Source organism: Desulfovibrio sp. ZJ369 (genome assembly GCF_011039085.1).
Lineage (GTDB): Bacteria > Desulfobacterota > Desulfovibrionia > Desulfovibrionales > Desulfovibrionaceae > Desulfovibrio.
Map to the genome: position 1 here is coordinate 25770 of NZ_JAAKEI010000017.1, position 26092 is coordinate 51861.

The following is a 26092-nucleotide window of genomic DNA, read 5'->3' on the forward strand; positions in this document are numbered from 1 at the left end:
GTATTTTTTGTTTCCGGTTCCTCGTCAATGGGCATTCCCGGCCGGTCTCGGCCTGATGCTCCTCCTTCTGTTTTTCGTGCTGCCGGCTCCCATTGCCGAGGCTGCGCGCGCCGTGCCCAAAAAGCCCGCGCCCGCTTTGACCGTCTATGACAATCAGCCTCCGGTCACGGACAAGGAATTGATCGACTTTCTGGAAATTCTGCCGCGCTTCCGGGCCTGGGCCAAGAAAAACAAGGAAGAGGCCCACCCTGTGCTGCGCAACGGCAAGGCGGATTTTCTCTATTCGCCCCAGGCCGCGGAATGGGTGAGGGCCCAGGGCTGGGATCCGTTGCGCTTTTTCAGCGTCATGGGCCGGATGGCCGCGGCGCTGGTCATTGTTGAGGAAGGCAATGACATGAGCGGCACTCGCCCGCGCGACATGCCCAGCGTCACGGAAGAAGAACTGACTCTTGCCCGCCGCCACCTGGGCACCATGCTGAAAGCCGGAAGCGACGCGCCGCCGATCAATCGCTGAATGCTTTCATCAGTTCGGAATATCAGGCTGTTTTGCGGGGCTTGGATTTTTCTTTGCAAGGCTGGAGGAATATAATCATCTGAATTTTTTTGAAAAAATTCCCACCCATGAGAGCGTTTTGCTCATGAAATCAGCAAAACGCTCTCACTTTGAAGCAACGGAAATGGTCATAAAAAACCCCTTGAAGCTTTGAGCCTCAAGGGGTTTTGCTGTTTTTGTTCTGGAACGATCCTGGAGGGTCGGTAAAATGGAGCTGGCGGGGACGCATAGGAGTCGAACCTACCGCAGACCGTAAAGCCTGCCGCCGGTTTTGAAGACCGGGCGCCACACCGGTGACGAAACGCCCCCGCATTGCATGATGACAGCCACAGGCGAGCAAATTTTTCAGTTGCCTGCGGACGCGTGGCGGATTTTCATCCTCGCAGTCGCAAGGTGCGCAGAGCCGTTCCAGGCCCTGGAACCTGCACCTGCGCTGCGCGGCTGTTCCACCAAGCGGCAGCCATTCCGAAAAGATCCGGGAAGGCCCATTCGGGCCGTTGACGCCCTGCTTTCAGGAAGAATCATGGCACGGAAGTAAACAGCCGTCAATCACAAGCATGGGTCGTGGCAGGGCTGCCGCGCGTATTGCCAGGCATGGAAGCAATGGTATACACAGGCTGGCATTGCCTGTACGGGCGTGCATTTGACAGCGGCCGCGTGCAGGTAGTACTTTCTTGCGCGGGCTGGCCGCCAGTCCGGCTCTGGCCGCGCGCAGCCGCTGCGCGCGGAAATCGTAACGGAGGCAGCGTTGAATCAGATAAGTCGCAACCTGATGCTTTGGGCGATCATCGTCCTGGCGATGGTCATGCTTTTTAATATGTTCCAGCAGCCGCAAAGCGCTCTGGAGCGGGTGCCCTACACGGAATTTATGAACCGGGTGGACAAGGGGCAGGTGCTGTCCGTGACCATCCAGGGGCATACCCTTACCGGCAAAGTGGCCGAGGGCAAGAGTCTGGTGACCTATGCCCCGCAAGATCCGGGGCTGGTCAGCAAGCTCATGGAAAAAAAGGTGGAAATCAAGGCCGAGCCGCCGGAGGAACAGCCCTGGTACATGGCTCTGCTGGTTTCCTGGTTCCCCATGCTTCTGCTGATCGGGGTCTGGATATTTTTTATGCGCCAGATGCAGAGTGGGGGCGGCAAGGCCATGAGCTTCGGCCGTTCCAGGGCACGGATGCTCAATCAGGAAGGCGCGCGCATCACCTTTGACGACGTGGCGGGCGTGGACGAGGCCAAGGAAGAGCTCTCGGAAGTGGTGGAATTTCTTTCCAATCCCAAAAAGTTCACCCGCCTGGGCGGGCGTATTCCCAAAGGCGTGCTCCTGGTGGGCCCTCCGGGCACGGGCAAGACGCTGCTGGCGCGCGCCGTGGCCGGCGAGGCCGGGGTGCCGTTTTTTTCCATCTCCGGTTCGGATTTTGTGGAAATGTTTGTGGGCGTGGGCGCTTCGCGCGTGCGCGACCTTTTCGTGCAGGGCAAAAAAAACGCGCCCTGCCTGATTTTTATTGATGAAATCGACGCCGTGGGCCGCCAGCGCGGCGCGGGTCTGGGCGGCGGCCATGACGAACGCGAGCAGACCTTGAACCAATTGCTGGTGGAAATGGACGGCTTTGAGAGCAATGAAGGCGTGATCCTGATTGCAGCCACCAACCGCCCGGATGTGCTGGACCCGGCTCTGTTGCGGCCCGGCCGCTTTGACCGCCAGGTGGTGGTGCCCACGCCGGATCTGCGCGGCCGCCGCCGCATCCTTGAGGTGCATACCAAGCGCACGCCCTTGGATTCGGATGTGGATCTGGAAGTGCTGGCGCGCGGCACGCCCGGCTTTTCCGGCGCGGATCTGGAAAACCTGGTCAACGAGGCCGCCCTGCAGGCCGCCAAGCTCAACCAGGACAAACTGGACATGCGCGATTTTGAATTCGCCAAGGATAAAGTGCTCATGGGCCGCGAGCGGCGCAGCCTGATCCTTTCGGAAGAGGAAAAGCGGATCACCGCCTACCATGAAGGCGGTCACGCTTTGGCGGCCCGTCTGCTGCCCGGTTCCGACCCGGTGCACAAGATCACGATCATCCCGCGCGGCCGCGCTCTGGGCGTGACCATGCAGTTGCCGGAGGAAGACCGCCACGGCTACTCGCGCACCTTCCTGCGCAATAATCTGGTGGTGCTGCTTGGGGGCCGCGTGGCCGAGGAGCTGATCTTCGACGACATCACCACCGGCGCGTCCAACGATATTGAGCGCGTCACCCGTATGGCCCGCAAGATGGTCTGCGAATGGGGCATGAGCGAGGCCGTGGGTACGCTTGCCATCGGCGAAACCGGCGAAGAGGTTTTCATCGGCCGCGAATGGGTGCAGAACAAGAATTTCAGCGAAGACACGGCCCGCCTGGTGGACTCCGAGGTCAAGCGCATCGTGGATGAGGCCCATTCCCGCTGCCGCAAGCTCCTTGAAGATAATGTGGAGATTCTGCACCGCATCGCGCGGGCTCTGCTGGATCGCGAGACCATCACCGGCGATGAGCTGGATCTGATCATGGAGAATAAGGAACTGCCGCCCCTGGACGTCAACGGCAAACCTGTGAAGACCTCCCCGAACGCTGCGCATCGCGGGGAGAAGCAGAACAGGGAACCGGATGCCTCCGCAGACTTTCTGCTGGAGCCGGATGCCCAGGGCAGGAGCGAGGGCCGGACAGTGGAAACGCTTTCCGGGCAGGACGCCGCTGCCGGGCAGGACAGCGGAAGGGACAAGGACGCCGCTTGTGACGCCTCTTCCGATGCCGCCTTGCCGAAACCGCAGGATGCGGCGCACGGCGGGGATCATGACAAAAAATAAACCGGGTCCGGGTTCGGCAGCAACGAACCCGCCCTGGCGTGTCGGAGGGGGGCGGGCGCTTGTGACGCCCGCCCCTTTCGGCGTCATGGGCATAGTGAACCTGACGCCCGACTCTTTTTATGACGGCGGCGCGCATGCCACGGCAGAAGCAGGTCTGGCGCATGCCCTGCGCCTGCGCGACGAGGGGGCCGACATCCTGGATTTGGGGGCCGAATCCTCCCGGCCCGGCGCGCGCTCTCTCACCCCGCAAGAGGAACAGGCCCGCCTTTTGCCCGTCCTGACCGCTCTGCAGCGCAAAGCCCCGGGCGCAACGCTTTCCGTGGACACCTGGCATGCGGCCACCGCGGCCGCGGCGCTGGAGCTGGGCGCGGGGATCGTGAACGATATTTCAGCCTGCGCTTTTGAGCCGGAACTGCTGGACGTGCTGATCCACTACAAGCCCGGTTATGTGCTGATGCACAGCCAGGGCCGCCCCGAGACCATGCAGCACAATCCGCGCTACGCCGATGTGCGCCGCGAGGTGAGGGATTTTTTCGAGCGCGCCCTGAACCGTCTTGTAAGCGCGGGCCTGCCCGAAGACCGTATTGCTCTGGATCCGGGCATCGGTTTCGGCAAAAGTCTGGAGCACAATCTGGCGCTTCTGGCCCACCCGGAGGACTGGCTTTCTTTCGGCCGCCCGGTACTCATGGGCCTTTCCATGAAATCCGTGTTCGGTGGCCTGCTGGGCCTGCCCGCAAGTGGGCGGGGTCCTGCCTCTCTGGCGGCCGCGGTCCTGCTCTGGAGCCGTGGCGTGTTCTGGCACAGAGTGCATGACGTGGCGGCCACGCGCCAGGGTTTGCGGGTCGCGGCGGCACTGGATCCGGGCATGGGCCGGGCCGCGTGCGCACAGCGCGGGCCACTCGCCGGGCAGCGTACAAGGAAAGAGCATCGTGTTTGAGCATGTCACCCTTGACTGGCGGGATTTTCTGGACATTGCCCTGGTCAGCGCGCTGCTCTATCAGGTCATTCAACTGTTGCGCGGCTCCAGGGCTCTGGCCGTGCTCACGGGCCTGGGGCTGCTGACCCTGCTGTATTTCATGGCCGGGGCCATGGGGCTGTACACCCTCACCTGGCTTTTGCAGCATATCTTCAGTTCCCTCTTCATTCTCATTGTGGTCATTTTCCAGGCCGACATCCGGCAGGCTTTGGGCGAAATGGGCGCGCACCGCCTGTTCAGGCGGCCCGAACTGAAACAGGGCGGGGTTGAGGAGGTGGTCAGGGCCTGCGTGGAAATGGCCCGCCTGCGCGTGGGCGCGCTGATAGTCATTGAGCGCAGCATGCGCCTGGAGGATATGATCAAGCGCGAGGGCGTGCGCGTGGACGCCCAGCTTTCCCGCCAGCTGCTGATGAATATTTTTTATCCCAAGGCCCCGCTGCACGACGGAGCGGTGGTCATCAGCCGGGGGCGGATCATGGCTGCGGCCTGTATTTTGCCCCTGGCCGTGGCCAAGGGGCAGAATTTCGGCACGCGGCACCGCGCCGCTCTGGGCATCACCCGGGAAAGCGATGCCGTGGCCGTGGTTGTGTCCGAAGAACGCGGCGAAATTTCGCTGGCCATGAAGGGCGATTTGATCCGTTCCCTGGACGCGACGCGCTTAAGGCAGGTGCTCAATGAAATCCTCTAGCAGTCCCCGGCGCGCGCCGCATCTTGCGTCATTGCTGGTGGCCGTGCTCACGGCCGTGGGCATGTGGTATGTGGTCAGCGTGCGCGACCGCCTGGAAGCCCAGGTGGAAGTGAATATCGATTATTTCGGCATCCCGTCCAATCTGGTGGTCACTGACGGCCTGATCAGCAAGGTGCTGGTGCGTCTGCGCGGCCCGGAAACCCTGCTGCGTTCCATTCCGCAGCAAAAGCTGACTCAGGCCGTGGATCTTTCGGGCATCAAGAAGGGCGACACGATTGTGCCTTTGAGCGGCGAAAGTATGGGGCCCGCTTTCCGGGCCTTTGAGCTCGTGGACGTGCAGCCGCCGCGCATTGTGCTCAAGGCCGACACCCTGCTGGAACGCAGCGTGCCCTTGCGCGCCATTGTGGATTCGCCCTTGCGCGGGGGCGCGCTGACCGTGGAAAACGTCAGCGTTTCCCCGGCCACCGTGGTTTTGCGCGGGCCGGAAAGCGTGGTTTCGGATATTTCCAGCCTTCCTCTGACCATCATGCTCGATCCCAAGGCTGCGGGCACCACGGTGCAACAGATCGTCACACTGGATACGCCGAGCCTGGTGACTGCCACGCCGGCTTCCGTGCGCGTGCAATATACCATCACCAGCGGGCGTACTGTGATTTCACGGCGCTGCAAGGTGGAACTCTCAGTGGAGAACCGCCGCCTTTACGCCGTGACGCCGGACGAAATCACCGTGCTGGCGGAAGTGCCGGAGGCCCTGGCGAAAAGTGCCCGCTATCTTTCCCGCTTGGAGGTCAGCGTCGTGCCGCCCGCTCTGGAGCCGGGCCAGCATGCGAAAGTGGAGCTGCGCTTCCGGCTGCCTGAAGGCATGACGCTCTTGAATTCGGCCACGGAAGAAGTTACGGTCTCACGCAAGAAAAAATAATCCGCGCTTCCGGGCTGCTGCGATGGCTGCGGCTGGAGTACGCTCCCCGGGCAAAAAACTGCTGAGGGTATTGCCAAAGTAATGTTTGCTTCCTGTCAAAGCCAGATTCCATGCGGCTCGGAAGTGGCGAAAACATTCAAAAGTTAACACTCTCAAACTGCTTTTCCTGCCGCAAGGGCAAAACGCCTTGTAGAGCGTTTTGCTAATGAAATTAGCTAAACGCTCTGGCATGGCGAAGCCATGCCCGCCGCGCGCGTCAGCCGTTGGCGGCTGTGCCGCCTTACGGATGACGACAGCAGGGATAGGCGCAGGCGAAATTTACTTGCGCCGTTAAGCGCCTGAGCGGGCGTTTCAAAAGCAATCTGCTCTAACGACAGCCCCCAGGGCACGTCGCAAGAAGGAGATCCCATGGCTGAGCGTCTTTTTGGCACCGACGGACTGCGCGGCACAGTGAACAACGCTCCCATGACCGTGGATGTGGCCCTGCGGCTCGGGCTTGCCGCCGGAGTGCGCTTCAGGCGCGGCCCGCACCAGCATAAGGTGGTCATCGGCAAGGATACGCGGCTTTCGGGCTACATGTTCGAGTCCGCGCTCACGGCCGGGCTGTGCGCCGCGGGCATGTATGTGATCATGACCGGCCCCCTGCCCACGCCTGCCATTTCTTTTCTGACGCGCAGCATGCGTGCGGATCTGGGCGTGGTCATCTCGGCTTCGCATAATCCTTATTCCGACAACGGCATCAAATTTTTCGACGCCGACGGCTATAAACTGCCGGATCAGACCGAGGACGAGATTGCCGCCATGGTGCAAAAGCCCGATATGGCCTGGCCCTATCCGCAAGCGCATCAGGTCGGCCGCGCCGCCAAGATTGAAGACGCGGGCGGTCGCTATATTGTCTACACCAAGAGCTGTTTTCCGCCCCAGCTTACGCTTTCCGGCCTGCGCATCGTCATCGACTGCGCCAACGGCGCCAGCTACAAGGTGGCCCCGCTGGCTCTGGAAGAGTTGGGCGCCGAAGTCTTTCGCCTGGGCACGCAGCCCAACGGCCTGAATATCAATGAGCACTGCGGCTCGCTCTATCCCGAAGTGGTGGCGGCCAAAGTGCGCGAAGTGCGCGCCGACGTGGGGCTGGCCCTGGACGGCGATGCGGATCGCCTGATTATGGTGGATGAACGCGGCGCCATTTTGGACGGGGATCAGCTCATGGCGCTTTGCGCCCAGGCCATGATGGCCCGCGGCGAGCTGCCGGGCAATCTGCTGGTGGCCACAGCCATGAGCAATCTGGCTCTGGAGATCTTCATGCGCGAGCATGGCGGCAGCCTGCTGCGCACCAAGGTGGGCGATCGCTATGTGGTGGAAGCCATGCGTCGCGAAGGGGCCATGCTCGGGGGCGAACAGTCCGGCCATTTGATTTTCCACCGCTACAGCACCACGGGCGACGGCCTGCTGGCAGCCCTGCAAATCCTGCGGATCATGCGCGAAAAGGAGAAACCGCTTTCCGAGCTGGCCGGTTTGCTCACGCCCTTTCCCCAGCAGCTTGTCAACGTGCGGGTGGAAAAACGCCTGCCGTTTGAGGAGCGCCCGGCCATTGCCGAGGCCGTGGCCCGCGTGGAAAAGGAACTGGCGGGCCGCGGCCGGGTGCTCTTGCGCTACTCCGGCACCGAGGCCCTCTGCCGGGTCATGGTGGAAGGCGAGGACGCGGACAAGGTCAAGGCCTATGCCGAGGATTTGGCCGCGGTGGTGGCGCACGAACTGCGTTAGGGCCGCCTGTCTCATGTCCGCAACCAGGCCGGGGCCGGAGCCGCATACTTTTGAAAACGTTCCCATGCCGCTCTGTGTGCGGCGTGAGCGCATGGTCACATTACAGTGCTCGAAAATATCCCGCGAGGTCCTTGGGCAAGCGTAGCTGTCTTTGCTGGTTTTTTCCGCTTTTGCTGCGCTGGGGCCGCAAAATTGCGTTTTTTGCTTGCGCTTGCCAGGCTTTTGGATGATTATCTAAATGTGGAACGACCAATGTGGAACAACCGCAGTGGAGGCGCACATGAAAGATATACGCAAGGTAGTCATTCCCGTGGCCGGTTGGGGTACGCGTTCACTGCCCGCAACCAAGAACATTCCCAAGGAAATGCTGCCCATCTATAACAAGCCCGTCATTCAGTATGTGGTGGAAGAGGCGCAGCGCGCGAAAATCCAGGACGTGATCTTTGTGACCAACCGTGACAAGAGCGTCATTGAGGATCACTTTGACTACAACCTCCAGCTGGAGGCTGTGCTGGAGCGCGCAGGCAAGGTGGACAAGCTGCGGGAAGTGCGGGAAGTGGCTGAGATGGTCAACATCATGTCCGTACGCCAGAAAAAGCAACTGGGCCTCGGCCATGCCGTGCTCTGCGCGCGCGAGCTGGTGCGCGACGACCCCTTTGCGATCATGGTGGGCGACGACCTGATGTTCGGAGGCGTGCCGGGCATCGGCCAGCTTATTGAAGTGGCCATGGCCGAAAAGATGCCGGTCATCGGCGTCATGGAAGTGCCCTGGGAAAAGGTCAGTCGTTACGGGATCATCGACGGCGAGGAGGTGGCCCCCGGGGTCTTCAGGGTGCGCAGCATGGTGGAAAAGCCCAAGCGTGAGGATGCGCCCTCGCGGCTGGCCATTGTGGGCCGTTATGTGCTCACCCCGGAAATCTTCGACTTTCTGGAAAAGGCCAAGCCCGGCCACGGCGGCGAGATCCAGCTCACTGACGCCATGCAGGCCATGGCCCAGGAACGTGGCATGATGGCCGTGCGCATGTCGGGCATGCGTTTTGACGCGGGCGATTGGGCGGAATTTTTGACCGCGAACATTTATTTTGCTTTGCAGGATGAAGAACTGCGCTACGAATTGCTGGGCCTCCTGAAGAATTTTGTGCAATTCCAGTAGCGCAGTTTCACTTTGAAACTGTTTTTCCGGCGCGAAAGCGGCCGCCGCCGCATCGTTGCTGTTGCCAGAGTGGCTGTCGCTATCTGCACGTCTTTACGGGCTACGGCTACCGCGCCCGTCAGCCCCAAGGGCTGACGGGCGCAGGCTGCGGCCTGCGATTTTTTTCTTCCCTGCGTTCAAAAACCGCGCGTATGGCTGCCCAACGGCGGCATGAGGCCGGGCGTTTTGCCCTGAGATTCCTTTTGGGGCGGGAGCAACGATTTTTTTCATGTACGCCCGAGTCGCCCTTCTCAGTCCCCCGTATGCCAGCCTGACATATGAGCTGCCGCCGGAGTTCCCCCCGGAGTTCTGGCAGCCCGGCCTGCGCGTGGCCGTGCCCCTGGGCAGGGGCAAGCCGGGCGCGCTGCGGGCCGCCGTGTTGCTGGAAGCATGCGCCGCCTCAGGCCTGCCGCCGAACGTGCCCTGCAAATTCGTTTGCTGGCCCTTGGAAAATCTGCCCTTGCTCCCGCCGGAACTGCTGGCGCTCACTGAAGATCTGGGCCGCCGCCAGGGCCTTGCGCCCGGGAATATCCTCGGGCATCTGCTGCCGCAGGGCCTGCGCAGCGCGCGCGCCTGCCTGCGCAGCATCCACGCGGGGCAAACGGCCTCCCTGAGCCTGCGCCGCATTGCCGAAGCCGGCGCGGCTGAACGCTCTGAGCTGGCGCGGGCCTTGCGCACGGGTGAGGCGCGCATGCTGGCTCCGGGCGCTGACGCCGCCAGTGAGGAATTTTGCCAGTTGCGCGCGGATCCGCCCTGGCCTGTGCGACCGTCGGCCGTGCGACAGATTGAGGTGCTGGAGTATCTGCACGAGCATGGGGCCGTGAGCCGCCGCCGTCTGCTGCAAAATCTTGGGCAGGCAGCGGCAGCCGCGCTCCGGAGCCTGCTCAGGGCCGGGCATCTGGCGCTTGTCAGGGAGGATGCCGGAGAAGGCGTGGAACAGGGGCTTTTGCCGCCGCCTCCCGCGCCGTTCAGCCTCAATGCGGATCAGGCTCAAGCCCTGGAATCCCTGCGCGCCGCGCTGGACGGGGAATCAGCCGCCTCGCGCCTGCTTTTCGGGGTCACGGGCAGCGGCAAGACTGCCGTGTATCTGGAACTGGCAAAGCTGTGCCTTGCCCGCGGCAAAAGCTTGCTCCTGCTGGCTCCGGAAGTGGCACTGGCTCACAAGCTGCGCCGTGACGCGGCCTGCGCCCTGCCGGACGCGCCGCTTTTTTTTTACCACGGCTACCAGTCTGCGGCCCGGCGCGAAGCCACGTTCCGCGCGCTTGCGGCACGCAAGGAGGCCTGCCTGATCGTGGGCACGCGTTCCGCGCTGTTTTTGCCTGTGCCGCGCCTGGGCTGCGTAGTGCTGGACGAGGAGCATGACGCCTCCTTCAAACAGGACGAAAGCATGCCATATCAGGCCAAGGAAGTGGCCTGGTTTCGCGTGGCGCAGGCGCAGGCGCTTTTGTTGCTGGGATCGGCTACGCCGGATTTGAAGACGTTTTACGCGGCGGAAAACGGGCAACTGCCCTTGCTGCGCCTGCCGCGCAGGGTAGGGGGCCGCGCCCTGCCGCCGGTGGAGCTGGTGGATATCAGCGGGCTGCCGCAAGCGGCTTCTTCCTTTGAGGATGGCGGCCTGCTTGCACCGCAGAGCGAGTCAGCCCTGCGCGAAACTCTGGCCAGGGGCGAGCAGGCCGTGGTGCTGCTCAACCGCCGCGGCTACGCGCCGCTGATGTACTGCCTGGACTGCAACAGCACCCAGCGTTGCCCGCAATGCGAAATCGGTCTGACGTATCACAAGGGCCGGGAAAAGCTGGTCTGTCACTATTGCGGCTACAGCCGCCCCTTTCCTTCGCCCTGTCCGCAATGCAAGGGCATGAATTTTCTGCCGCTGGGCGAGGGCACCGAGCGTTTGGCCGAACGTCTGGAAGTGCTGGCGGGCAGGCCCGTGCTGCGACTTGATCGCGACAGCACCCGCCGCCCCGGCCGCATGGAGGAAATTCTGGCGGCCTTTGCCCGCCTGGAAGCGCCCATTCTGGTGGGTACCCAGATGCTTTCCAAGGGCCATCATTTCCCGCAGGTGACGCTGGTCGTGGTGGCTGACGGGGATCTGGGCCTGAACCTGCCGGACTACCGGGCTGCGGAGCGCACCTTTCAGCTTCTGGTGCAGTCCGCCGGGAGAGCAGGGCGGGGCGAAAAGCCCGGCCGCGTGCTGATTCAGACCCGCGATGTGGGCCATTATTGCTGGCAATATGTGCAGACGGGCGATTACGAGGGCTTTTACGCGGCGGAACTGGCGCGTCGCCGCTTGCGGCGCTATCCGCCCTTTGTGCGTCTGGCCCTGATCCGGATTTCTTTTGCCGTGGCTGAACCCAAAGGCCCCGCCGCGCTCAACGAGCTTGCCGCCGCGCTGCGGGAGCGGGCGCGCGCCTGCGGCGTGCAGTTGCTGGGGCCCGCGCCCGCGCCTCTGGCCCTGCTGCGCGGTCGGCGGCGTTTCCACTGCCTGCTCAAAGCCGAAAACTGGCAGGTTTTGCGGCAAATCTATTTTTTTGCGGAAAAATGCTGCGCCTCCGGCCCGTTACGGCTTTTCCTTGACCTCGATCCCGTGAATATGCTGTAGAGCATTTTCAAAGTGAAAATGCTCTGCTGACGCGAAAGCGGCAGCCGCCGCAACGCGGCGTACATTCAGGCGAAAACCGCGTTTTTTCGCCTGAATGCCACCTTTGACTTTTAGAAAAAGTCAAAGGTAATCTGCTCTAAGTGCCGCGGCCTGCCTGAAACGCGCTGTGAGAGCGGGCGGAAGCGGCAATACCCAGGGCGTCGGACTTCAGACGGCGGGGAACGGCGGCGGATCGTGAGCATGGCGATCCGCCGCCGTTCCCTCTTTTTCAGGGAGTGGCATAGAGCTTGCTATTAAGTATTGCGTCCGGAAAAAAATTCTTTCCGCAGGCAGAGGAAGGCGCGGACAAGCAAGGAGATCCGGACGCGAGGGTAAGTCAAGACAAATGTTAGAAATTTTATTGACAATTTTTAACATTTGGACCAATCTTAAAATTCCCCGTCGATAGAAGGGGAAAGCACTCAGGAGGACTGTCATGAGACGCGTTGTTGCCGCTTTGGCGCTTATCTTCACCCTGATTCTGCCCGGCTTGGCCGCAGCGGAAGGCACAGGCATGTATCTGGCCCCCAAATTTCTGATGTCCATTCAGGATACCGGGACCGTGGAGCGTTCTTCCGGCCTTGCCGGTTCGGGGCTGGACGAGTACAGCCAGTTTACCCTGGGCGGCGCTCTGGCTCTGGGCTATGATTTCTGGCCCCAGCAGATGCTGCCTCTGCGCGCGGAAATCGAATTCGCCCTGCGCGGCAACAGCGAAAAAAGCTGGAGTGACAGCGGCCCCTTTGTGAAGAATGCCAAAGGAACGTGGAATAATTCCACCTTGTTTGCCAATCTGTTCTGGGATTTCCACAATGACTCGTCGCTCACGCCGTATATCGGCGCGGGCCTGGGGCTGGCCTTCAATTATACCGGCTATGACTTCACCGGCACCGACGGCAGCAAGTTCTCGGCGGATGATCGCTTCACCAATTTCGCCTGGAATGTGGGCGCGGGCGTGGCCTACAACTTTACCGAGAACATTGCCATCGACGCATCTTACCGTTTTGTGGGGCTGGGCTACAATGAGGTCAGCGCGCATTCCAACGGCGTGAAATATGAAGTGGGCAACGATCCCTATAACAACGAATTCATGCTGGGCCTGCGCTTCGCCTTCTAAAAATTTTCATCATTCTCCGGAACTGCTTATCCCCTGTCCTGTACAGGGGATTTTTCATTGAATAAAGCAGGCGCGTCAACAGATTGCAGCACCATTGCGGCTAAATAAGATTGACGTGTTGCGGCAAGCATGTAAAATGACGGTTCCGGTAACCTTAACCCTTTACTCTGGAGGAAGCGATATGAAACGTCTATTTGCAGCCGCGGCCTTGATCGCCGTTCTGGCTCTGCCGGGCATGGCCAAAGCGGAGGTAAACGGCTTTTACATTGCGCCCAAATTCCTGATGTCCATTCAGGATACCGGCACTATTTCCCGCCCGTACAGCGACATGACGGATGAAAGCTACAGCCAGTTCACTCTGGGCGGGGCTCTGGCCCTGGGCTATGACTTTTATCCGCAGCAGATGCTGCCGCTGCGCGCGGAACTGGAATTCGCCCTGCGCGGCAACAGCGAAAAGAGCTGGGATTCCACGTTCGGTGGCGCTAACGCGAGCACCAAGGGGCTCTGGAATACTTCCACCCTGCTGCTGAATCTCTATTACGACATCCAGACAGATACGCCCTTTGTGCCCTATATCGGCGCAGGCGTAGGATTGGCTTTCAACTACACCGAGTACACCTTCAATGCGAATGCTGCTAACGGCTATATTGATGCCAGCCAGAGCGACAACTTCACCAACTTCGCCTGGAACGTGGGCGCGGGCGTGGCCTATAACTTCAATGAGAATTTCGCCGTTGACGTGGGCTACCGCTTTATGATGCTCGGGTACAATGAAGTTTCCAGCAATGGGGTAGAGATCAGCAATCAGCCCTACAACAATGAGTTTATGGTGGGTCTGCGCTTTACTTTCTAAGGAGCTGCAGCACGCTGCTCACGGGAGCAGATTCCCTTTGAGAGTACACAATCTCAACGTGGTAAAGAAGTCTGCTCCCGCAGCCGCTAAAGCACTTTCAAAGTGGAATTGCTTCAGGCCGCCACAAAGGCTTTCGCGTTATTGCGCAATGAAAAAACCCGCCGAAAGGCGGGTTTTTTCAGTCTGTTTGTAGCGTTGCGCTGCAACGTGTCGCCCTGCCTTCAGACTTCAGAAGGAGGCAGCGTATTTTGATAAGAATTCCTGTTATTACTGACTATTGCTGCGCTGCCCTGAAAAAACACGCGGCAGAGCCGGCGAAATTTTTTTTATCCTCTTGACAAACTGTGCGGCCTTTGAGTGCGAAAGGTTAGCAGTTATTACCAAAAAAACAGAGTATGCTTGAGTAAAATCGAGATAATAATAGTTTTATTTGTGGAAATAATTTTACGAACTATGTGCATATTTCCGGAAGAAAATGCTAAAGCCTTGCTCCACAAGGCGATACGGCACAGGGCAGCCAAGCCAGCTCTTTAAATTTAATAATATATTTTGCTATGTTAGCGATAAAAACTCTTGGGGAAAGAAAAAGCCGCGTCTGCCCCATATGGCCTTTAAACCTCCTTTGCCTGAGCCGGACCTTTTGAGCTACAAGGCCCCCATGCGAGATCAATGGTCCGAAATTTCTAGAAATCTTAAAAAAATGCTGGATTCCGGCATTTTCAAGGTTTGGATTGCCCCCTTGCACGCTTCCGTGCAAGGCAGCGTTCTCCACCTTGACGCGCCCAACGCTTTTGTGGCCGGATGGCTGGAAAGCCGGATGCTTTCCGCCTTGCGGGAAGCCGCGGCGCCGGTGCTGGGAATTGCTCCTGAAGCCGTTGAAGTGCGCATCGCAAGCGGCGCTCAGGCCCTTGCCGCAGCGCCGCTCTGCGCCGGTCAGGAAAGCGCGCCAGGCCTTGGGCGGCCTTCCCCGCTTCAGGCCAGCCTGCCTTTGCCCGCGCCGGAATGCGCGCGACCGGCTCAGGCCCGCTGGCGTTATGCGTTTGAGGATTTTGTGGTGGGGCCCAGCAACAGCGTGGCCGTGGCCGCGGCCCAGGATGTCTGCCGCAAGGGCGGCAGCGTGCAGACGCTGTTCGTGAACTCCGCATCGGGTCTGGGCAAGACTCATCTGGCCCAGGCAGTGGGCCGGACCATCAGTGAAAGCCGGAGCAACGCGCGGGTGGGGTATCTGACTGCGGAGGAATTTGCCTCCCGCTTTGTGGCCGCGTTGCGCAGCCATGACGTGGAGGCCTTCAAAAATCGCCTGCGCGAGCTGGATGTTCTCCTGCTGGAAGACGTGCATTTTTTCCAGGGCAAGGAAAAGATGCAGGATATGGCCCTGGCTGTGGTCAAAAGTCTTCAGGCCAGAGGCGGCCGGGTCATTTTCACGTCCTCCTTTTCGCCGCGCGAACTGCAGCGGGTGGACAGCCAGCTGGTCTCACATTTCTGTTCGGGCATTCTGACCAGTATGGATCGTCCCACAGAGGAGATGCGCCGCCATATCCTCACCCGCAAGGCCAAAAGCTTTCAGGTGCTTTTGCCCGACGAGGTCTGCCAATTGCTGGCACAACGCTTGCGGGGCGACGTGCGCCAGATGGAGTCCTGTCTGAACAGTCTGATCTTCAAGGCTCGCCTGCTCAATTGCGGCCTTAATCTGGATCTCGCCCTGGAAGTGCTCACGCAATACGCCGAAGTGGAGTGCGGGCCGGATCTTCAGGCAATTATCCGTCTGGTTTGCGAGACTTACGGCTTGAGCGAGCGTCAGCTTTGTTCCCGTTCGCGCCGGCAGGAATGCGTGCTCGGCCGCAATACCATCTATTTTCTGGCCCGTAAGCACACGGATTTGTCCCTGGAGGAAATCGGCGAAAAATTCAATCGTCGTCACTCCACGGTGATCAAGGGCATTACCTCCGTGGAACGCGAACTTTCCAAAGACTCCCGTTTAGGACGTCAGATCGCCAGAGCCGTGGAACTCATTGAGCGCAATGCCGGCATCAGTGGCGCGCAGCGCGCCTAGAGCGGTTTGCTGTTGAAAACGGCAACCGCTCTGGCGGCCGCGGGAGCGGACGCCCGCGCCGAATGAGCCTGAAAACCACGCTTTTCAGGCGCTTGTCCCGCTTGCGGGGAAATGATGGCAGCGCCGCTTTTGAAATTGAATAATTTCAAAAGCAAAATGCTCTAGGGTCAGCCCCGGTATGTCGCCTGCCGCCGTAACCCGCCTCCTGGAGCAGAGTGCCTCTGCAACGCACTGACGCCGCATACGCTGCGTCAGCCCTGAAACCGGACTAGCCTTGAAATTTGTAAAATTTCAAGGTTGTCATTCCGGGGAAAAATGTCCTTTTTCCCATACTCCACGCCCCTTCGCGGCGTGAGAGCATTGCAGAGTCACCATGCTCCAGTAATTTCATTCACGCGAGGAAGCATGTCGCCCGTCCGCCCTGAACCGCAGTTGATCGAGTATGTCTACACCCACACCCGCACGCAGGCGACCACCGGCTATTTTTCCTGTGAGCCGCCGGAATCCCTGAGTTTTGAGGCCGCCATCCAACGGCTTGAGGCCGCGCCTTTGGATGATTTTCTCCATCTGCACTGCCTGCGCGCGCTGAGCGCAAAAAAGCCTGAGGAGCTGCGCTCTCTGGCCGCCGCCTGTTATGATCCGGCCGCCGATATTTTCACGCGGCCCGCGCTGGCCGCCTTGCTGGCCGAATGCGCGATCCTGCTGCCGCACTGCCGTGAGGTTTGCGCCGCGTTTCCGCCTGATGCGGCCGCGCGTCTGGCCTGTGTCAGCCCGGCCGTGTACCTGCGGGCCGCACAGTTGCCGGACGCAACAGCCGCCGCGGCCTGGAACGAGCTCTTTCAGGCCAACATCTGCGAGCATCACCCCCTGCCCCGGCCGGAAGAGGTTGAAGCGCCGCTTCTGTTCGATCCTGCGGAGCTGGCCGCCACCGCGCGGGAGCTGGAAGCGCGCTCAGAAATCCTGGCCCGGCTGCATGCCGCGCTCCTGCCCGAAGCCGGGCCTGCCTGGCAGCGGCCGCCCGCGCAGGAAACATTTTTGCGGGCTCTGGATGCCCTCATGGAGGCCGGTCTGATCGCAGGGCCGGAAATGCGGCATGAGGCCTCGCTTTCGCCCATTGCCTTGTTGCGGGCCTGGCAGATTGACCTCACGGTGCGCAGCGGCTCCCTGCACTACAGCCTGCGCGGCGAGGCCACGGCCTACGGCCGGGGGCTCTCGCTGGCCCAGGCCCGCGCATCCTATGCCATGGAAATCGTGGAGCGGGCCAGCGCCTATGTCAGTGTGGGAGAGGGCGGCGGCCTTTCGCCTCACGGCGAGATTCTGAATCGCCTGAAGCCGCTGCCCCTGCTCAAAGCCCGTTATTCCGAGCTGCAAAAGGCGGGGCGGCCCGCGCTGGATCCCAACCGTCTGCCCCTGGAAGCGCCCTACGCGGACGCGCCTCTGCACTGGCTCCAGGCCAGGGCCGCCGACGGCGCGGCAATGCTCGTTCCGGCCCAGGCGGTTTTTTTATTCTGCAATCTGGACGAACCGGCCCTGTTTCTGGCCGGGGGCTCCACAGGCCTGGCTTCGGGCAATACCCTGGAAGAAGCCAAGGTTGCGGCGCTCACTGAAATACTTGAACGCGACGCCGAAGCCACCACCCCGTTTTGCCGCTCTCGCTGCTTCAGGCTCAGAAGCCGCGATCCTCGGCTCCAGAGCCTGTTGGACGACTATGCCGCCCGCGGAATCCGGGTGCAGTTTCAGGATATTACCACTGAGCTGGGTTTGCCCGCATACCAGTGTTTTGTCAGGAGCCCGGAGGGCGCCGTGGCCAGAGCCACGGGCGCGCATCTGAGCGGCGCGCGCGCCGCCCTGGCCGCCCTGACCGAGACGCCCTGGCCCTATCCCCACGGGAGGCCCTCCGGCCCAGGGCTTCAGGGGCTGCCGGAGCGTATGCTGGAAGATCTGCCGGATTACGGCCTGCCGTCCCCCGCGGACAATTGCCGGCTGCTGGAAGCCGTGCTCGCTGCGCACGGCAAAGCCCCGCTCTATGTGGAGCTGACCCGTGCGGATCTGGGCCTGCCCGTGGTGCGGGCACTGGTTCCGGAACTGGCGCTTACTGCTGAATGGGATCGCTTTTCACGTCCCGGGCCAAGGCTGTTCGCGCGCTATCTGGGCATGTATGCCTGAGGGATCGCCGTCCAGCGTTTATTTGCCAATTGCAGCAATGGCACAAGTCGTCTATAGTGCAAAGCATATATTGTCATTGCTGCCGATCAGCGCGCCGCAACGCCGGTTGGCGGGGCGGCGGGCCGTTTTCGGGGCAGCCAAAGCATTCCGTTACAGAAATGCTGTGAGGCCCCGCGCTGGCGCGTGCCTGTCGCGGCGCCTGGGAAACGCGCGGCAATGGCAAGGATTGGGCGAAGAAATACGCTGTTACGGAGCCGGCGGCGTGGCCCGATGCGCGGTTTGTCGCGCGGCTGCCCGCTGTCTCGCCGTGAACCCGCAACCTTTGGAGGGTGAGGATGAAACTGGGCAAACATCTTGCAGTGCTGGGCGCGTTGGCGCTTTCGCTGGGTTTGGGCGTACAGGCGGCGTCCGCTGCGGCCAAGGATCCCATCAAGATCGGCGTGTATCTGCCGCTGACCGGCCAGAACGCCTTTGGCGGCCAACTGGAGCTGGAAGGCGTGCGCCTGGCCCACAAAGAAATGCCCACGGTTCTGGATCGTCCCGTGGAGCTTGTGGTTGTGGACAACAAGTCCGACAAGGTGGAAGCGGCCAATGCCGTGAAACGCCTGGTGGAACGCGACAAGGTCGTGGCTCTGATCGGCACCTACGGTTCCTCTCTGGCCATGGCCGGGGCTGAAGTGGCTGAAAAGGCCAAAGTGCCCGGCGTGGGCACATCCTGCACCAACCCGCTGGTGACGCAGGGCAAGAAGTACTATTTCCGGGCCTGCTTTATCGATCCCTATCAGGGCGCGGCCGCGGCCACCTACGCCTTTGAAAATCTCGGCTACAAAAAGGCCGCCGTGCTTATGGACATGACCAATGATTACGCCGTGGGCCTGTCCAGCTTTTTCATGCGCTCCTTCAAAAAACTGGGCGGCGAGGTGGTGGCCAACCTGAAATACAGCTCCGGCGATCAGGACTTTACAGCCCAGCTCACCGAGCTGATCTCCAAAAAACCCGATATCGTGTTCATGCCCGCCTATTTCGCCGAGGGCGCGATCATCATGAAGCAGGCCCGCGAGCTGGGCGCCACCTTCCGCCTGATGGGCGCCGACGCCATGGATAATCCCGATACGGTCAAGCTGGGCGGCAAGGCCGCCGAAGGCTTTTTGCACACCACCTTCCCGTATGATCCCAACATGGCGAACATGAGTCCCGAGGCCAGGCGCTTTACTGAAGCCTGGAAAAAGGCCTATCCGGACAAAGAAACCAACGTGAATGGCGCGTTGGGCTATAACTGCTACTTCCTGATTGTGGACGCCATCAAACGCGCGGGCTCGGCCGAGCCCCAGGCTATCGCCAAGGCCCTTGGCGAGACCAGGGGCCTGCCGACCGCTCTTGGCACGCTTTCCATCAACAAATACCACGATGCTGAAATGCCCGTGGGCATCATTGAATATAAAAACGGCCGGCGTGTGTATGTGGGTGAAGTGACGCCCAAATAAACCTGCCGGCGGCCCCGTGGCGGCCCAGGCCGCTGCGGGGCCCATTGTGTCATTGTGCGCCCCTGCGCTGTTTTTCAAAGCTCCGCTGCAGGGCCTTGCCCGCGCGGGATGCCGCCGCAGCGCGGCGTACATTCAGGCGAAAACCGCGTTTTTTCGCCTGAATGCCACCTTTGACTTTCATAAAAAGTCAAAGGTAATCTGCTCCAGATGCGTCAGCCCTGCCAGAGGTAGTCATGAGCCTTGAGATGTTTTTTCAGCACTGTTTCAACGCCCTGACCCTGGGCTCGCTCTACGCGCTGATCGCCATCGGCTACACCATGGTCTACGGCATCTTGCGGTTGATCAACTTTGCCCACGGCGACATCCTGATGGTAGGGGCCTATTTCGTCTTCTTCGGCACCTTTGCGTATGGCTGGCCCTGGGGCGTGGCCGCGATCCTGTCCGTTGCCGGGGCCAGTCTGCTGGGCGTGGTCGTCGAGCGGGTGGCGTACCGCCCCCTGCGCGACGCCCCGCGCATCTCGGCCCTGATCAGCGCCATTGCGGTTTCCTTTTTCATTGAAAGTCTGGCTGTGGTGGTCTTCACCGGGCAGCCGCGGCCCGTGCTGCAGCCGGAATGGCTGATTTCGGAATGGCAGCTGGGCGGGCTCCGCATCCTGCGGCTCACGGCCTTTGTGCCGGTGATGACTGCCGTGCTGGTGGGCATTCTGCTCTACATCGTCTACCGCACCAAACCCGGCCTGGCCATGCGCGCCATTTCCAAGGATATTGAGACCACGCGCCTTCTGGGCGTCCGCGTGGACAACATCATCGCCTTCACCTTTGCCATCGGTTCGGCCCTGGCCGCCGCATCGGGCATTATGTGGGCTCTGCGTTACCCGCAGGTGCATCCCTACATGGGCATCATGCCTGGTCTGAAAGCCTTTATCGCCGCGGTCTTCGGCGGCATAGGCTCCATTCAGGGCGCGGTGATCGGCGGAGTGGCCCTGGGCTTTGTGGAAATCATGACCGTGGCCTTCATGCCCGAACTTTCGGGCTACCGCGACGCCTTTGCCTTTGTGCTGCTGGTGCTGGTGCTGCTTTTCAAGCCCACCGGCCTTTTGGGCGAGCGCATGGAGGAGAAAATCTGATGCGCCTGAACGTCTTCACTCTCCTGAATATTCTGCTGATGCTTGTGGTGGGCTGCGCGCTCTGGCAGGCCGAGAGCTTTCTGGGCGACTATCAGATCTACATTGTCAAGCTGATTTTCATCAACGCCATCCTGGCCCTTTCGCTGAACCTGATTTACGGCTTCACGGGCCTGTTTTCGTTGGGGCAGGCGGGTTTTATCGCTGTGGGAGCCTATGTTTCCGCGCTCTGCATCCTGCCGCCTGAGCAGAAGGAAATGATGTGGATTCTGGAGCCGATCATCTGGCCGTTCTCCGAACTCTTTACGCCCTTCTGGGCCTCGGTGCTGGCCGGGGGCTTCGTGGCCATGATCTTCGCCTTTCTCATCGCGGTGCCTGTCTTGCGGCTGGGCGACGATTATCTGGGCATCGCAACCCTGGGCTTCGCGGAAATCATCCGCGTGCTGATCGTCAACGCCACGGCCGTGACCAACGGTTCTCTGGGCATCAAGGGCATACCGGCTCATGCCACGCTGCTGGCCTGTTACGGCTGGACGCTGTTCACGCTCATTGTGATGGCGCGACTGGTCTTCAGCAATTTCGGCAATGTGCTGCGCTGCATCCGCGACAACGAGATCGCGGCCAGCGTCATGGGCATCAATGTTTTCGGCTACAAGGTGCTTTCCTTTTGCATCGGCGCCTTTTTTGCCGGAGTGGGCGGGGCGCTTCTGGGCAGCCATCTTTCCACCATCGATCCCAAGATGTTCAACTTTCTGCTGACGTTCAACGTGCTGATGTTTGTGGTGGCCGGGGGCCTGGGCTCCCTGACCGGCAGTCTGCTGGGCGCCACGGTGATCACCATCCTGCTGGAATGGCTGCGGGCCATCGAGGAACCCATGAATCTGGGCTTTATTGAGCTGCCCGGCATCCCGGGCATGCGCATGGTGGTTTTTTCGCTGATTCTTCTGGCTATTATCCTGCGCAGGCGCGAGGGCATTATGGGCACGCGCGAGCTGACTTGGAAACAGATTTTCGCCTTCTGCAAGAGGCACACGGCATGAGCGGCTTTGCATCCAACAGGCCGGAAGAGGCGCTGCTGCTGGCCGAAAACGTGACCATGCGTTTCGGCGGGGTCACGGCTGTGAGCGATCTCTCGCTGGCCATCCCCCAGGGCTCCATCGTCGGGATCATCGGCCCCAACGGCGCGGGCAAAACAACGGTTTTCAATGTGCTCAGCGGTTTTTACACGCCGCAGGAAGGCTCGGTCATTTTTGCGGGCAAAAGCATCAGGGGGCGCAAGCCCTACCAGATCTGCCGTCTGGGCATGGCCCGCACTTTTCAGAATATCCGCCTTTCGTCGCAGATGACCGTGCTGGAAAATATCATGGTGGGCTGTCATGTGCGCCGCCGTTCTTCCTGGTGGATGGCCCCCCTGGGATTGCCGCGCTTTTACAGGGAAGAGGCGGATATTGCCCGCAAAAGCCGTTTGCTGGCCGAGCGCCTGCATTTGAGCGAGCATCTCAATGAAAAAGCCGGGAGCCTGCCGTACGGAGCGCAGCGCCGTCTGGAGATCGCCCGCGCGCTGGCCACTGCGCCGCGCCTTCTGCTTCTGGATGAACCGGCCGCGGGCATGAATCCTCAGGAAAGCCTTGAGCTTATGCACTTTATCGGGCGTATCCGCGATGAATTTGATCTGACCATTCTGCTCATTGAACACGACATGAAGGTCGTCATGGGCGTCTGCCAATATATCTGGGTCATGGAGTACGGCGCGCTGATCGCCCAGGGCGATCCCGATGCCGTTCGCAGCAATCCTGTGGTGATCCGGGCCTATCTCGGCGAGGATATGCTTGCCGCAAAAAGCGGCGGCCCCGGAGGCCGCTGAACGGCTCCTGCGGCCACGGTTCACAAAGAAGCGGGTTTGGGTATGACGGATCAGAGCAATATGCTTGAAATACGCGATCTTCATGTCCGCTACGGCGGGATTCAGGCTGTTCAGGGCGTGAGTCTTTCCATTGCGCGCGGCAGCATTGTGACGCTGATCGGCGCCAACGGCGCCGGCAAGAGCAGCATCATCCGCTCCGTTGCCGGTTTGAACAAAACCATCAGCGGGGAGATTCTCTTTACCCGTCATGACGGGGAGAAGCCGGTTTCCCTCATGGGTCTCAAACCCGAGGACATGGTGCGCAAAGGCATTTCCCTGTCGCCTGAAGGCCGGCGCATTCTGCCGCATTTGACAGTGGAGGAAAATCTCTATCTCGGCGCATACTCGCGTAAGGAAAAGGACGAGATCGCCGCGGATCTGGAATGGGTGTACACGCTTTTTCCGCGTCTCAGGGAGCGCAACTGGCAGAAAGGCGGCACGCTTTCCGGCGGCGAGCAGCAGATGCTGGCCGTGGGCCGGGCGCTTATGAGCCGGCCGGATATGCTGATGCTCGACGAGCCTTCACTGGGCCTGGCGCCGTTGCTGGTGCATGAAATTTTTGAAATCATCAGGCGGATCAACGCCGACGGCAAAACCGTGCTTCTGGTGGAGCAGAACGCCTATGCGGCGCTTTCCGTGGCCCATTACGCCTATATTCTGGAAGTGGGCAGGGTGGTGCTGGAAGGACCGGGCCGGGAATTGCTGGAAAATCCCAGGGTCAAGGAGGCGTATCTCGGCGGCTGACGCCCGCCTGCTCCAAAAGGCAGGCCCATTTTCATGGTTGAGAAAGGAATTTCACTCTAGAGCAGATTACCTTTGACTTTCATAAAAAGTCAAAGGTAATCTGCTCTAAAGCGTTTAGCTCATTTCATGAGCAAAACGCTCTCATTCTCGCTGTCGATCTGACACGGGGAGCGGCAAGGCCGCGTTTTTTGTCGCAGGCTGTGCCGAAAAAATCCCCGGAGCGAACAGCTCCCTTCAGAATATTTGAATCTTTCTTTGCGCAAGGAGTTTTCATGCGACGCATTTTTTCCGTATTCGCCCTGGTTCTGCTTTTGGCGGCCACGGCCTCGCAGGCAGCGGCACACGCCGAAACGCCGGGCAGGGACGAGCGTCTGACGCGCCTGCCCAACGGGCTTCTCATATACATTATCAAGGACACGCGGTTTCCTCTTGTGGCGACGCGCCTTTATGTGCGTGCGGGCTCGGCCAATGAGGAGCCGCGCCTGGCGGGCATCAGCCATGTGCTGGAGCATATGGTTTTCAAGGGCACGGAGCACCGCCCCAAAGGCCGGGTGGCCCGGGACGTGGAAGCGCTGGGCGGCTACCTGAACGCGGCCACCAGCTTTGACAAGACCTATTATCTGACGGATATGCCTGCCGCGCACTGGCGCACGGGCATGGACGTGGTCAAGGACATGGCTTTTCAGGCCACGCTGGATCCCAGGGAGCTGGAAGCCGAGAAAAACGTGGTTATTTCCGAGCTCCAGCGGGGCGAGGATTCGCCCATGAGCAAGCTCTTTGAGAACCTGCAGGTGGCCGGGCTCAAGAACACGCCTTACGGGCGGCCCATCATCGGCTATGTGGACAGCATCAGGGCCATTACCGCCGATGATTTGCGCGCCTATGTCAAGCGTTGGTATCAGCCGCAGAACATGATGCTTCTGGTGGCCGGGGACATTGAGCCCGACGCCGTGCTGGCGCATGCCCGGAAGCTTTTCGGCGGCCTGAAGAACAATGGGGATCTGCCCGTCTTCCAGCCGCTGAATCTCGGCGACGCGGCCGGAGGCCCGGCCGTTGAAGTCAGCAGGGGCCCCTGGAACAAAGTCTACCTGGGCATTTCCTTTCCGGTGCCGGGCCTGCGGGATCTGCGCTCCGTGGATCTGGACGTGCTGAGTTATTTGTTGGGCGGGGACGGCACATCGCGTTTCTACCGCAAGTACAAATACGAAAAGCAACTGGTGGACAGGATCAGCGTGGACAATATGAGCCTGGCGCGCGCGGGCCTGCTGCTCCTCACCGCCCAGTTGGACGCCGACAAGCTGGAAGCCTTCTGGCAGGAACTGACCAGGGATCTGGCCGCTCTCAAGGCCGGGGACTTTACTGCCGAGGCGCTGGGCAGAGCCAAGCTGAATCTGGAGGACAGCATGGACCGGGCAGGGGAAACCCTGAACGGCCTGGCCTCCTGGCTGGGGGCGGTTCAGTTCGATCTGGGCGGTGCGCAGGCGGAGCGCAATCTGCGTTTTGCCCAGCGCAATGTGGATGAGCCCCAATTGCAGCGCGCCATCAGCCAGTGGCTTGAGCCCCGGCAGGCGCGGGTGCGGGTGCTCGCGCCGCAAAATGCGGCCCTGCCCGACCTGGAAGCCGTGCTGCGCGCCAACTGGCCGTCTTCCGGCAATGCTGCCGCGGCCGCAGCAACGCGCCCGGCCGCCAAAGAGCGGGAGGTGCTGCAACTGGGTCCGGGCCGCACCCTGATTTTGATCCCTGACGCCACAGTGCCCTATGTTTCCCTGGATTTCATGATGCCCGGCGGCAATGCCCTGCTCAAGCCGGATCAGCAGGGGCTGGCAGATCTTGCGGCGCGAGCGCTTACCGACGGCAGCGGCCAACTGGACGCCCAGGCGATGGAGCGCTATTTCTCGGAACGCGCGACCGCTGTTTCGGCCACGGCGGGCCTGCAAACCTTTGGCGTGTCGCTCACCGGCCCCTCGCGCTTCAATGCCGATTATTTCCGTATGTTCGGTGAAATATTGGGCAAGCCGCGCTTTGAGGCCAGGGAAGTACGGCGCGAAGCGGACACCATGAAATCCGCCATCCGCCAGCGCGCGGACAGGCCTCTGGCCTATATGTTCGCCAAACTCAATCCCTTTTTGTATCCGGGCGGCCAGCCTTACGGCTATGACAGCCTGGGCACGGCGCAGAACCTGGATCGCTTCGACCGCAAGGATGTGCTGGCCTTCTGGAAATTGCAGTCAGGCCAGCCCTGGGTTCTTTCCGTGGCCGGGGATTACGAGCGCGAGGCCGTTCTGGCCTTTGCCCGCTCCCTGCCTGCGCCGAAAAGCGCGGGCCTGACTCTCGCGCCCCCTGCCTGGGGGAGCGACAGGGAGTTGGATCTGAATCTGCCCGGCCGCAACCAGGCGCATCTGCTCCTGCTTTTCAAGGCCGTGCCGCCGACCCACCCGGACGCGCCTGCCCTGACGCTTCTGGAATCCGTGCTTTCGGGCCAGAGCGGTCTGCTGTTCAGCAGCCTGCGCGACGAACAGGGGCTCGGATATACGGTGACTTCCTTTTACCGCGGCATGCCCGAGGCGGGCTTTGTAGCCTTCTATATCGGCACCACGCCGGATAAAGTGGAGCAGGCCCGGCAGGGCTTTGCCAGGATCATTGCGCAGATCAAAGCCAAACCTTTGCCCGCGGCCTTGCTGCAAAGCGGCGCCAACCGCCTTTGGGGCCAATACCTCCGCGCGCGTCAGAGCCTGGGGGATCGCGCCGGCGAGGCGGCTACGGACGCTGTGCTGCATCATCCCCAGGATTTTCAGAAGAAGCTTTTGCAAAAAGCCGCGACTGTGACGCCCGAGGCCTTGCAGGCCGTGGCCCGCAAGTACCTGGAACCGGCCAATGCCTATGAAGTGAAGCTGCTTCCCTAGAGCGTTTTGCCAGAGCGGTTTGCTGTTGAAAACAGCAACCGCTCTAGAGTATTTTAACTTTAATTTTTCACATAAAAAATCTAAACTTGTTCTATGAAGTTCGCTCCTGAAAATATTCGTACTATCGTCGTGAAGGCTTACCTGGCAAAACAGGCCACTAGACAGCAGTTGGCTGATATCTTTGGTTATACGCCTGCAAG

At 60.8% G+C, this 26092-nt stretch carries 18 protein-coding genes and 1 tRNA gene; 18 read left to right on the plus strand and 1 reads right to left on the minus strand.

Going from position 1 to position 26092, the window contains the following annotated elements:
- The first annotated feature begins 55 nt into the window (after nucleotides 1–55).
- A complete protein-coding gene (locus G7Y51_RS07485) occupies nucleotides 56–514 on the plus strand; it encodes a serine/threonine protein phosphatase (protein WP_241160169.1) in 459 nt (152 codons plus the stop codon).
- 254 nt (nucleotides 515–768) lie between these two features.
- On the opposite strand, the gene G7Y51_RS07490 is transcribed toward G7Y51_RS07485, so the two are convergent.
- Nucleotides 769–862: transfer RNA gene (locus tag G7Y51_RS07490), tRNA-Sec, on the minus strand.
- Nucleotides 863–1301: 439 nt separating this feature from the next.
- On the opposite strand from G7Y51_RS07490, the gene ftsH reads away from it, so the two are divergent.
- From ftsH to G7Y51_RS07575, 17 genes are all read left to right on the plus strand, one after another.
- Nucleotides 1302–3374, plus strand: coding sequence for an ATP-dependent zinc metalloprotease FtsH (gene ftsH, locus G7Y51_RS07495; protein ID WP_277424685.1), 2073 nt, complete (start codon nucleotides 1302–1304; stop codon nucleotides 3372–3374).
- A complete protein-coding gene (folP, locus tag G7Y51_RS07500) occupies nucleotides 3361–4311 on the plus strand; it encodes a dihydropteroate synthase (protein WP_241160170.1) in 951 nt (316 codons plus the stop codon). The genes ftsH and folP overlap by 14 nt, the downstream gene beginning before the upstream one ends.
- Nucleotides 4304–5038 carry a diadenylate cyclase CdaA gene (gene cdaA / locus G7Y51_RS07505; RefSeq protein ID WP_165176113.1) on the plus strand — a complete coding sequence of 245 codons (735 nt, stop codon included), beginning with the start codon at nucleotides 4304–4306 and terminating at the stop codon, nucleotides 5036–5038. Before folP ends, cdaA begins: the two co-directional genes overlap by 8 nt.
- Nucleotides 5025–5957: a CdaR family protein gene (locus G7Y51_RS07510; RefSeq protein WP_165176116.1), complete on the plus strand. Its 933-nt coding sequence runs from the start codon at nucleotides 5025–5027 to the stop codon at nucleotides 5955–5957. Before cdaA ends, G7Y51_RS07510 begins: the two co-directional genes overlap by 14 nt.
- Before the next feature lie 408 nt (nucleotides 5958–6365).
- Nucleotides 6366–7718, plus strand: coding sequence for a phosphoglucosamine mutase (gene glmM, locus G7Y51_RS07515; protein ID WP_165176118.1), 1353 nt, complete (start codon nucleotides 6366–6368; stop codon nucleotides 7716–7718).
- A 280-nt stretch (nucleotides 7719–7998) separates the two neighbouring features.
- Nucleotides 7999–8871, plus strand: a complete 873-nt coding sequence (gene galU, locus G7Y51_RS07520; protein WP_165176120.1) for a UTP--glucose-1-phosphate uridylyltransferase GalU — start codon at nucleotides 7999–8001, stop codon at nucleotides 8869–8871.
- Between the two features lie 268 nt (nucleotides 8872–9139).
- A complete protein-coding gene (gene priA / locus G7Y51_RS07525) occupies nucleotides 9140–11509 on the plus strand; it encodes a primosomal protein N' (RefSeq protein ID WP_165176122.1) in 2370 nt (789 codons plus the stop codon).
- A gap of 475 nt (nucleotides 11510–11984) precedes the next feature.
- Nucleotides 11985–12662 carry an outer membrane beta-barrel protein gene (locus tag G7Y51_RS07530; protein WP_165176124.1) on the plus strand — a complete coding sequence of 226 codons (678 nt, stop codon included), beginning with the start codon at nucleotides 11985–11987 and terminating at the stop codon, nucleotides 12660–12662.
- A gap of 181 nt (nucleotides 12663–12843) precedes the next feature.
- Nucleotides 12844–13515 carry an outer membrane beta-barrel protein gene (locus tag G7Y51_RS07535; protein WP_165176126.1) on the plus strand — a complete coding sequence of 224 codons (672 nt, stop codon included), beginning with the start codon at nucleotides 12844–12846 and terminating at the stop codon, nucleotides 13513–13515.
- Nucleotides 13516–14119: 604 nt separating this feature from the next.
- Nucleotides 14120–15568 (plus strand): DnaA/Hda family protein, encoded by a 1449-nt coding sequence (locus G7Y51_RS07540; protein ID WP_241160171.1) that lies wholly within the window; start codon nucleotides 14120–14122, stop codon nucleotides 15566–15568.
- 405 nt (nucleotides 15569–15973) lie between these two features.
- Nucleotides 15974–17734 (plus strand): YcaO-like family protein, encoded by a 1761-nt coding sequence (locus tag G7Y51_RS07545; protein ID WP_165176128.1) that lies wholly within the window; start codon nucleotides 15974–15976, stop codon nucleotides 17732–17734.
- Between the two features lie 335 nt (nucleotides 17735–18069).
- A complete protein-coding gene (locus G7Y51_RS07550) occupies nucleotides 18070–19218 on the plus strand; it encodes an ABC transporter substrate-binding protein (protein WP_165176130.1) in 1149 nt (382 codons plus the stop codon).
- Between the two features lie 233 nt (nucleotides 19219–19451).
- Complete coding sequence (locus G7Y51_RS07555; protein WP_165176132.1) at nucleotides 19452–20345, plus strand: branched-chain amino acid ABC transporter permease; 894 nt, start codon at nucleotides 19452–19454, stop codon at nucleotides 20343–20345.
- Nucleotides 20345–21382, plus strand: coding sequence for a branched-chain amino acid ABC transporter permease (locus G7Y51_RS07560; protein ID WP_165176134.1), 1038 nt, complete (start codon nucleotides 20345–20347; stop codon nucleotides 21380–21382). Before G7Y51_RS07555 ends, G7Y51_RS07560 begins: the two co-directional genes overlap by 1 nt.
- A complete protein-coding gene (locus tag G7Y51_RS07565; RefSeq protein WP_165176136.1) occupies nucleotides 21379–22206 on the plus strand; it encodes an ABC transporter ATP-binding protein in 828 nt (275 codons plus the stop codon). Before G7Y51_RS07560 ends, G7Y51_RS07565 begins: the two co-directional genes overlap by 4 nt.
- A gap of 60 nt (nucleotides 22207–22266) precedes the next feature.
- A complete protein-coding gene (locus G7Y51_RS07570) occupies nucleotides 22267–22989 on the plus strand; it encodes an ABC transporter ATP-binding protein (RefSeq protein ID WP_165070898.1) in 723 nt (240 codons plus the stop codon).
- Nucleotides 22990–23261: 272 nt separating this feature from the next.
- On the plus strand, nucleotides 23262–25892 hold the full coding sequence (locus tag G7Y51_RS07575; protein WP_165176138.1) for a pitrilysin family protein: 2631 nt from the start codon (nucleotides 23262–23264) through the stop codon (nucleotides 25890–25892).
- The last annotated feature ends 200 nt before the right edge of the window (nucleotides 25893–26092 follow it).

Excerpts from the sequence above, each read along its gene's own strand:
- G7Y51_RS07485 (WP_241160169.1), top strand. The coding sequence starts at position 56 with ATGCTCCTCCTTCTGTTTTTCGTGCTGCCGGCTCCCATTGCCGAGGCT.
- folP (WP_241160170.1), top strand. The coding sequence starts at position 3,361 with ATGACAAAAAATAAACCGGGTCCGGGTTCGGCAGCAACGAACCCGCCC.
- G7Y51_RS07510 (WP_165176116.1), top strand. The coding sequence starts at position 5,025 with ATGAAATCCTCTAGCAGTCCCCGGCGCGCGCCGCATCTTGCGTCATTG.
- glmM (WP_165176118.1), top strand. The coding sequence starts at position 6,366 with ATGGCTGAGCGTCTTTTTGGCACCGACGGACTGCGCGGCACAGTGAAC.
- galU (WP_165176120.1), top strand. The coding sequence starts at position 7,999 with ATGAAAGATATACGCAAGGTAGTCATTCCCGTGGCCGGTTGGGGTACG.
- priA (WP_165176122.1), top strand. The coding sequence starts at position 9,140 with ATGTACGCCCGAGTCGCCCTTCTCAGTCCCCCGTATGCCAGCCTGACA.
- G7Y51_RS07530 (WP_165176124.1), top strand. The coding sequence starts at position 11,985 with ATGAGACGCGTTGTTGCCGCTTTGGCGCTTATCTTCACCCTGATTCTG.
- G7Y51_RS07535 (WP_165176126.1), top strand. The coding sequence starts at position 12,844 with ATGAAACGTCTATTTGCAGCCGCGGCCTTGATCGCCGTTCTGGCTCTG.
- G7Y51_RS07540 (WP_241160171.1), top strand. The coding sequence starts at position 14,120 with ATGGCCTTTAAACCTCCTTTGCCTGAGCCGGACCTTTTGAGCTACAAG.
- G7Y51_RS07545 (WP_165176128.1), top strand. The coding sequence starts at position 15,974 with ATGTCGCCCGTCCGCCCTGAACCGCAGTTGATCGAGTATGTCTACACC.
- G7Y51_RS07550 (WP_165176130.1), top strand. The coding sequence starts at position 18,070 with ATGAAACTGGGCAAACATCTTGCAGTGCTGGGCGCGTTGGCGCTTTCG.
- G7Y51_RS07555 (WP_165176132.1), top strand. The coding sequence starts at position 19,452 with ATGAGCCTTGAGATGTTTTTTCAGCACTGTTTCAACGCCCTGACCCTG.
- G7Y51_RS07560 (WP_165176134.1), top strand. The coding sequence starts at position 20,345 with ATGCGCCTGAACGTCTTCACTCTCCTGAATATTCTGCTGATGCTTGTG.
- G7Y51_RS07565 (WP_165176136.1), top strand. The coding sequence starts at position 21,379 with ATGAGCGGCTTTGCATCCAACAGGCCGGAAGAGGCGCTGCTGCTGGCC.
- G7Y51_RS07570 (WP_165070898.1), top strand. The coding sequence starts at position 22,267 with ATGCTTGAAATACGCGATCTTCATGTCCGCTACGGCGGGATTCAGGCT.
- G7Y51_RS07575 (WP_165176138.1), top strand. The coding sequence starts at position 23,262 with ATGCGACGCATTTTTTCCGTATTCGCCCTGGTTCTGCTTTTGGCGGCC.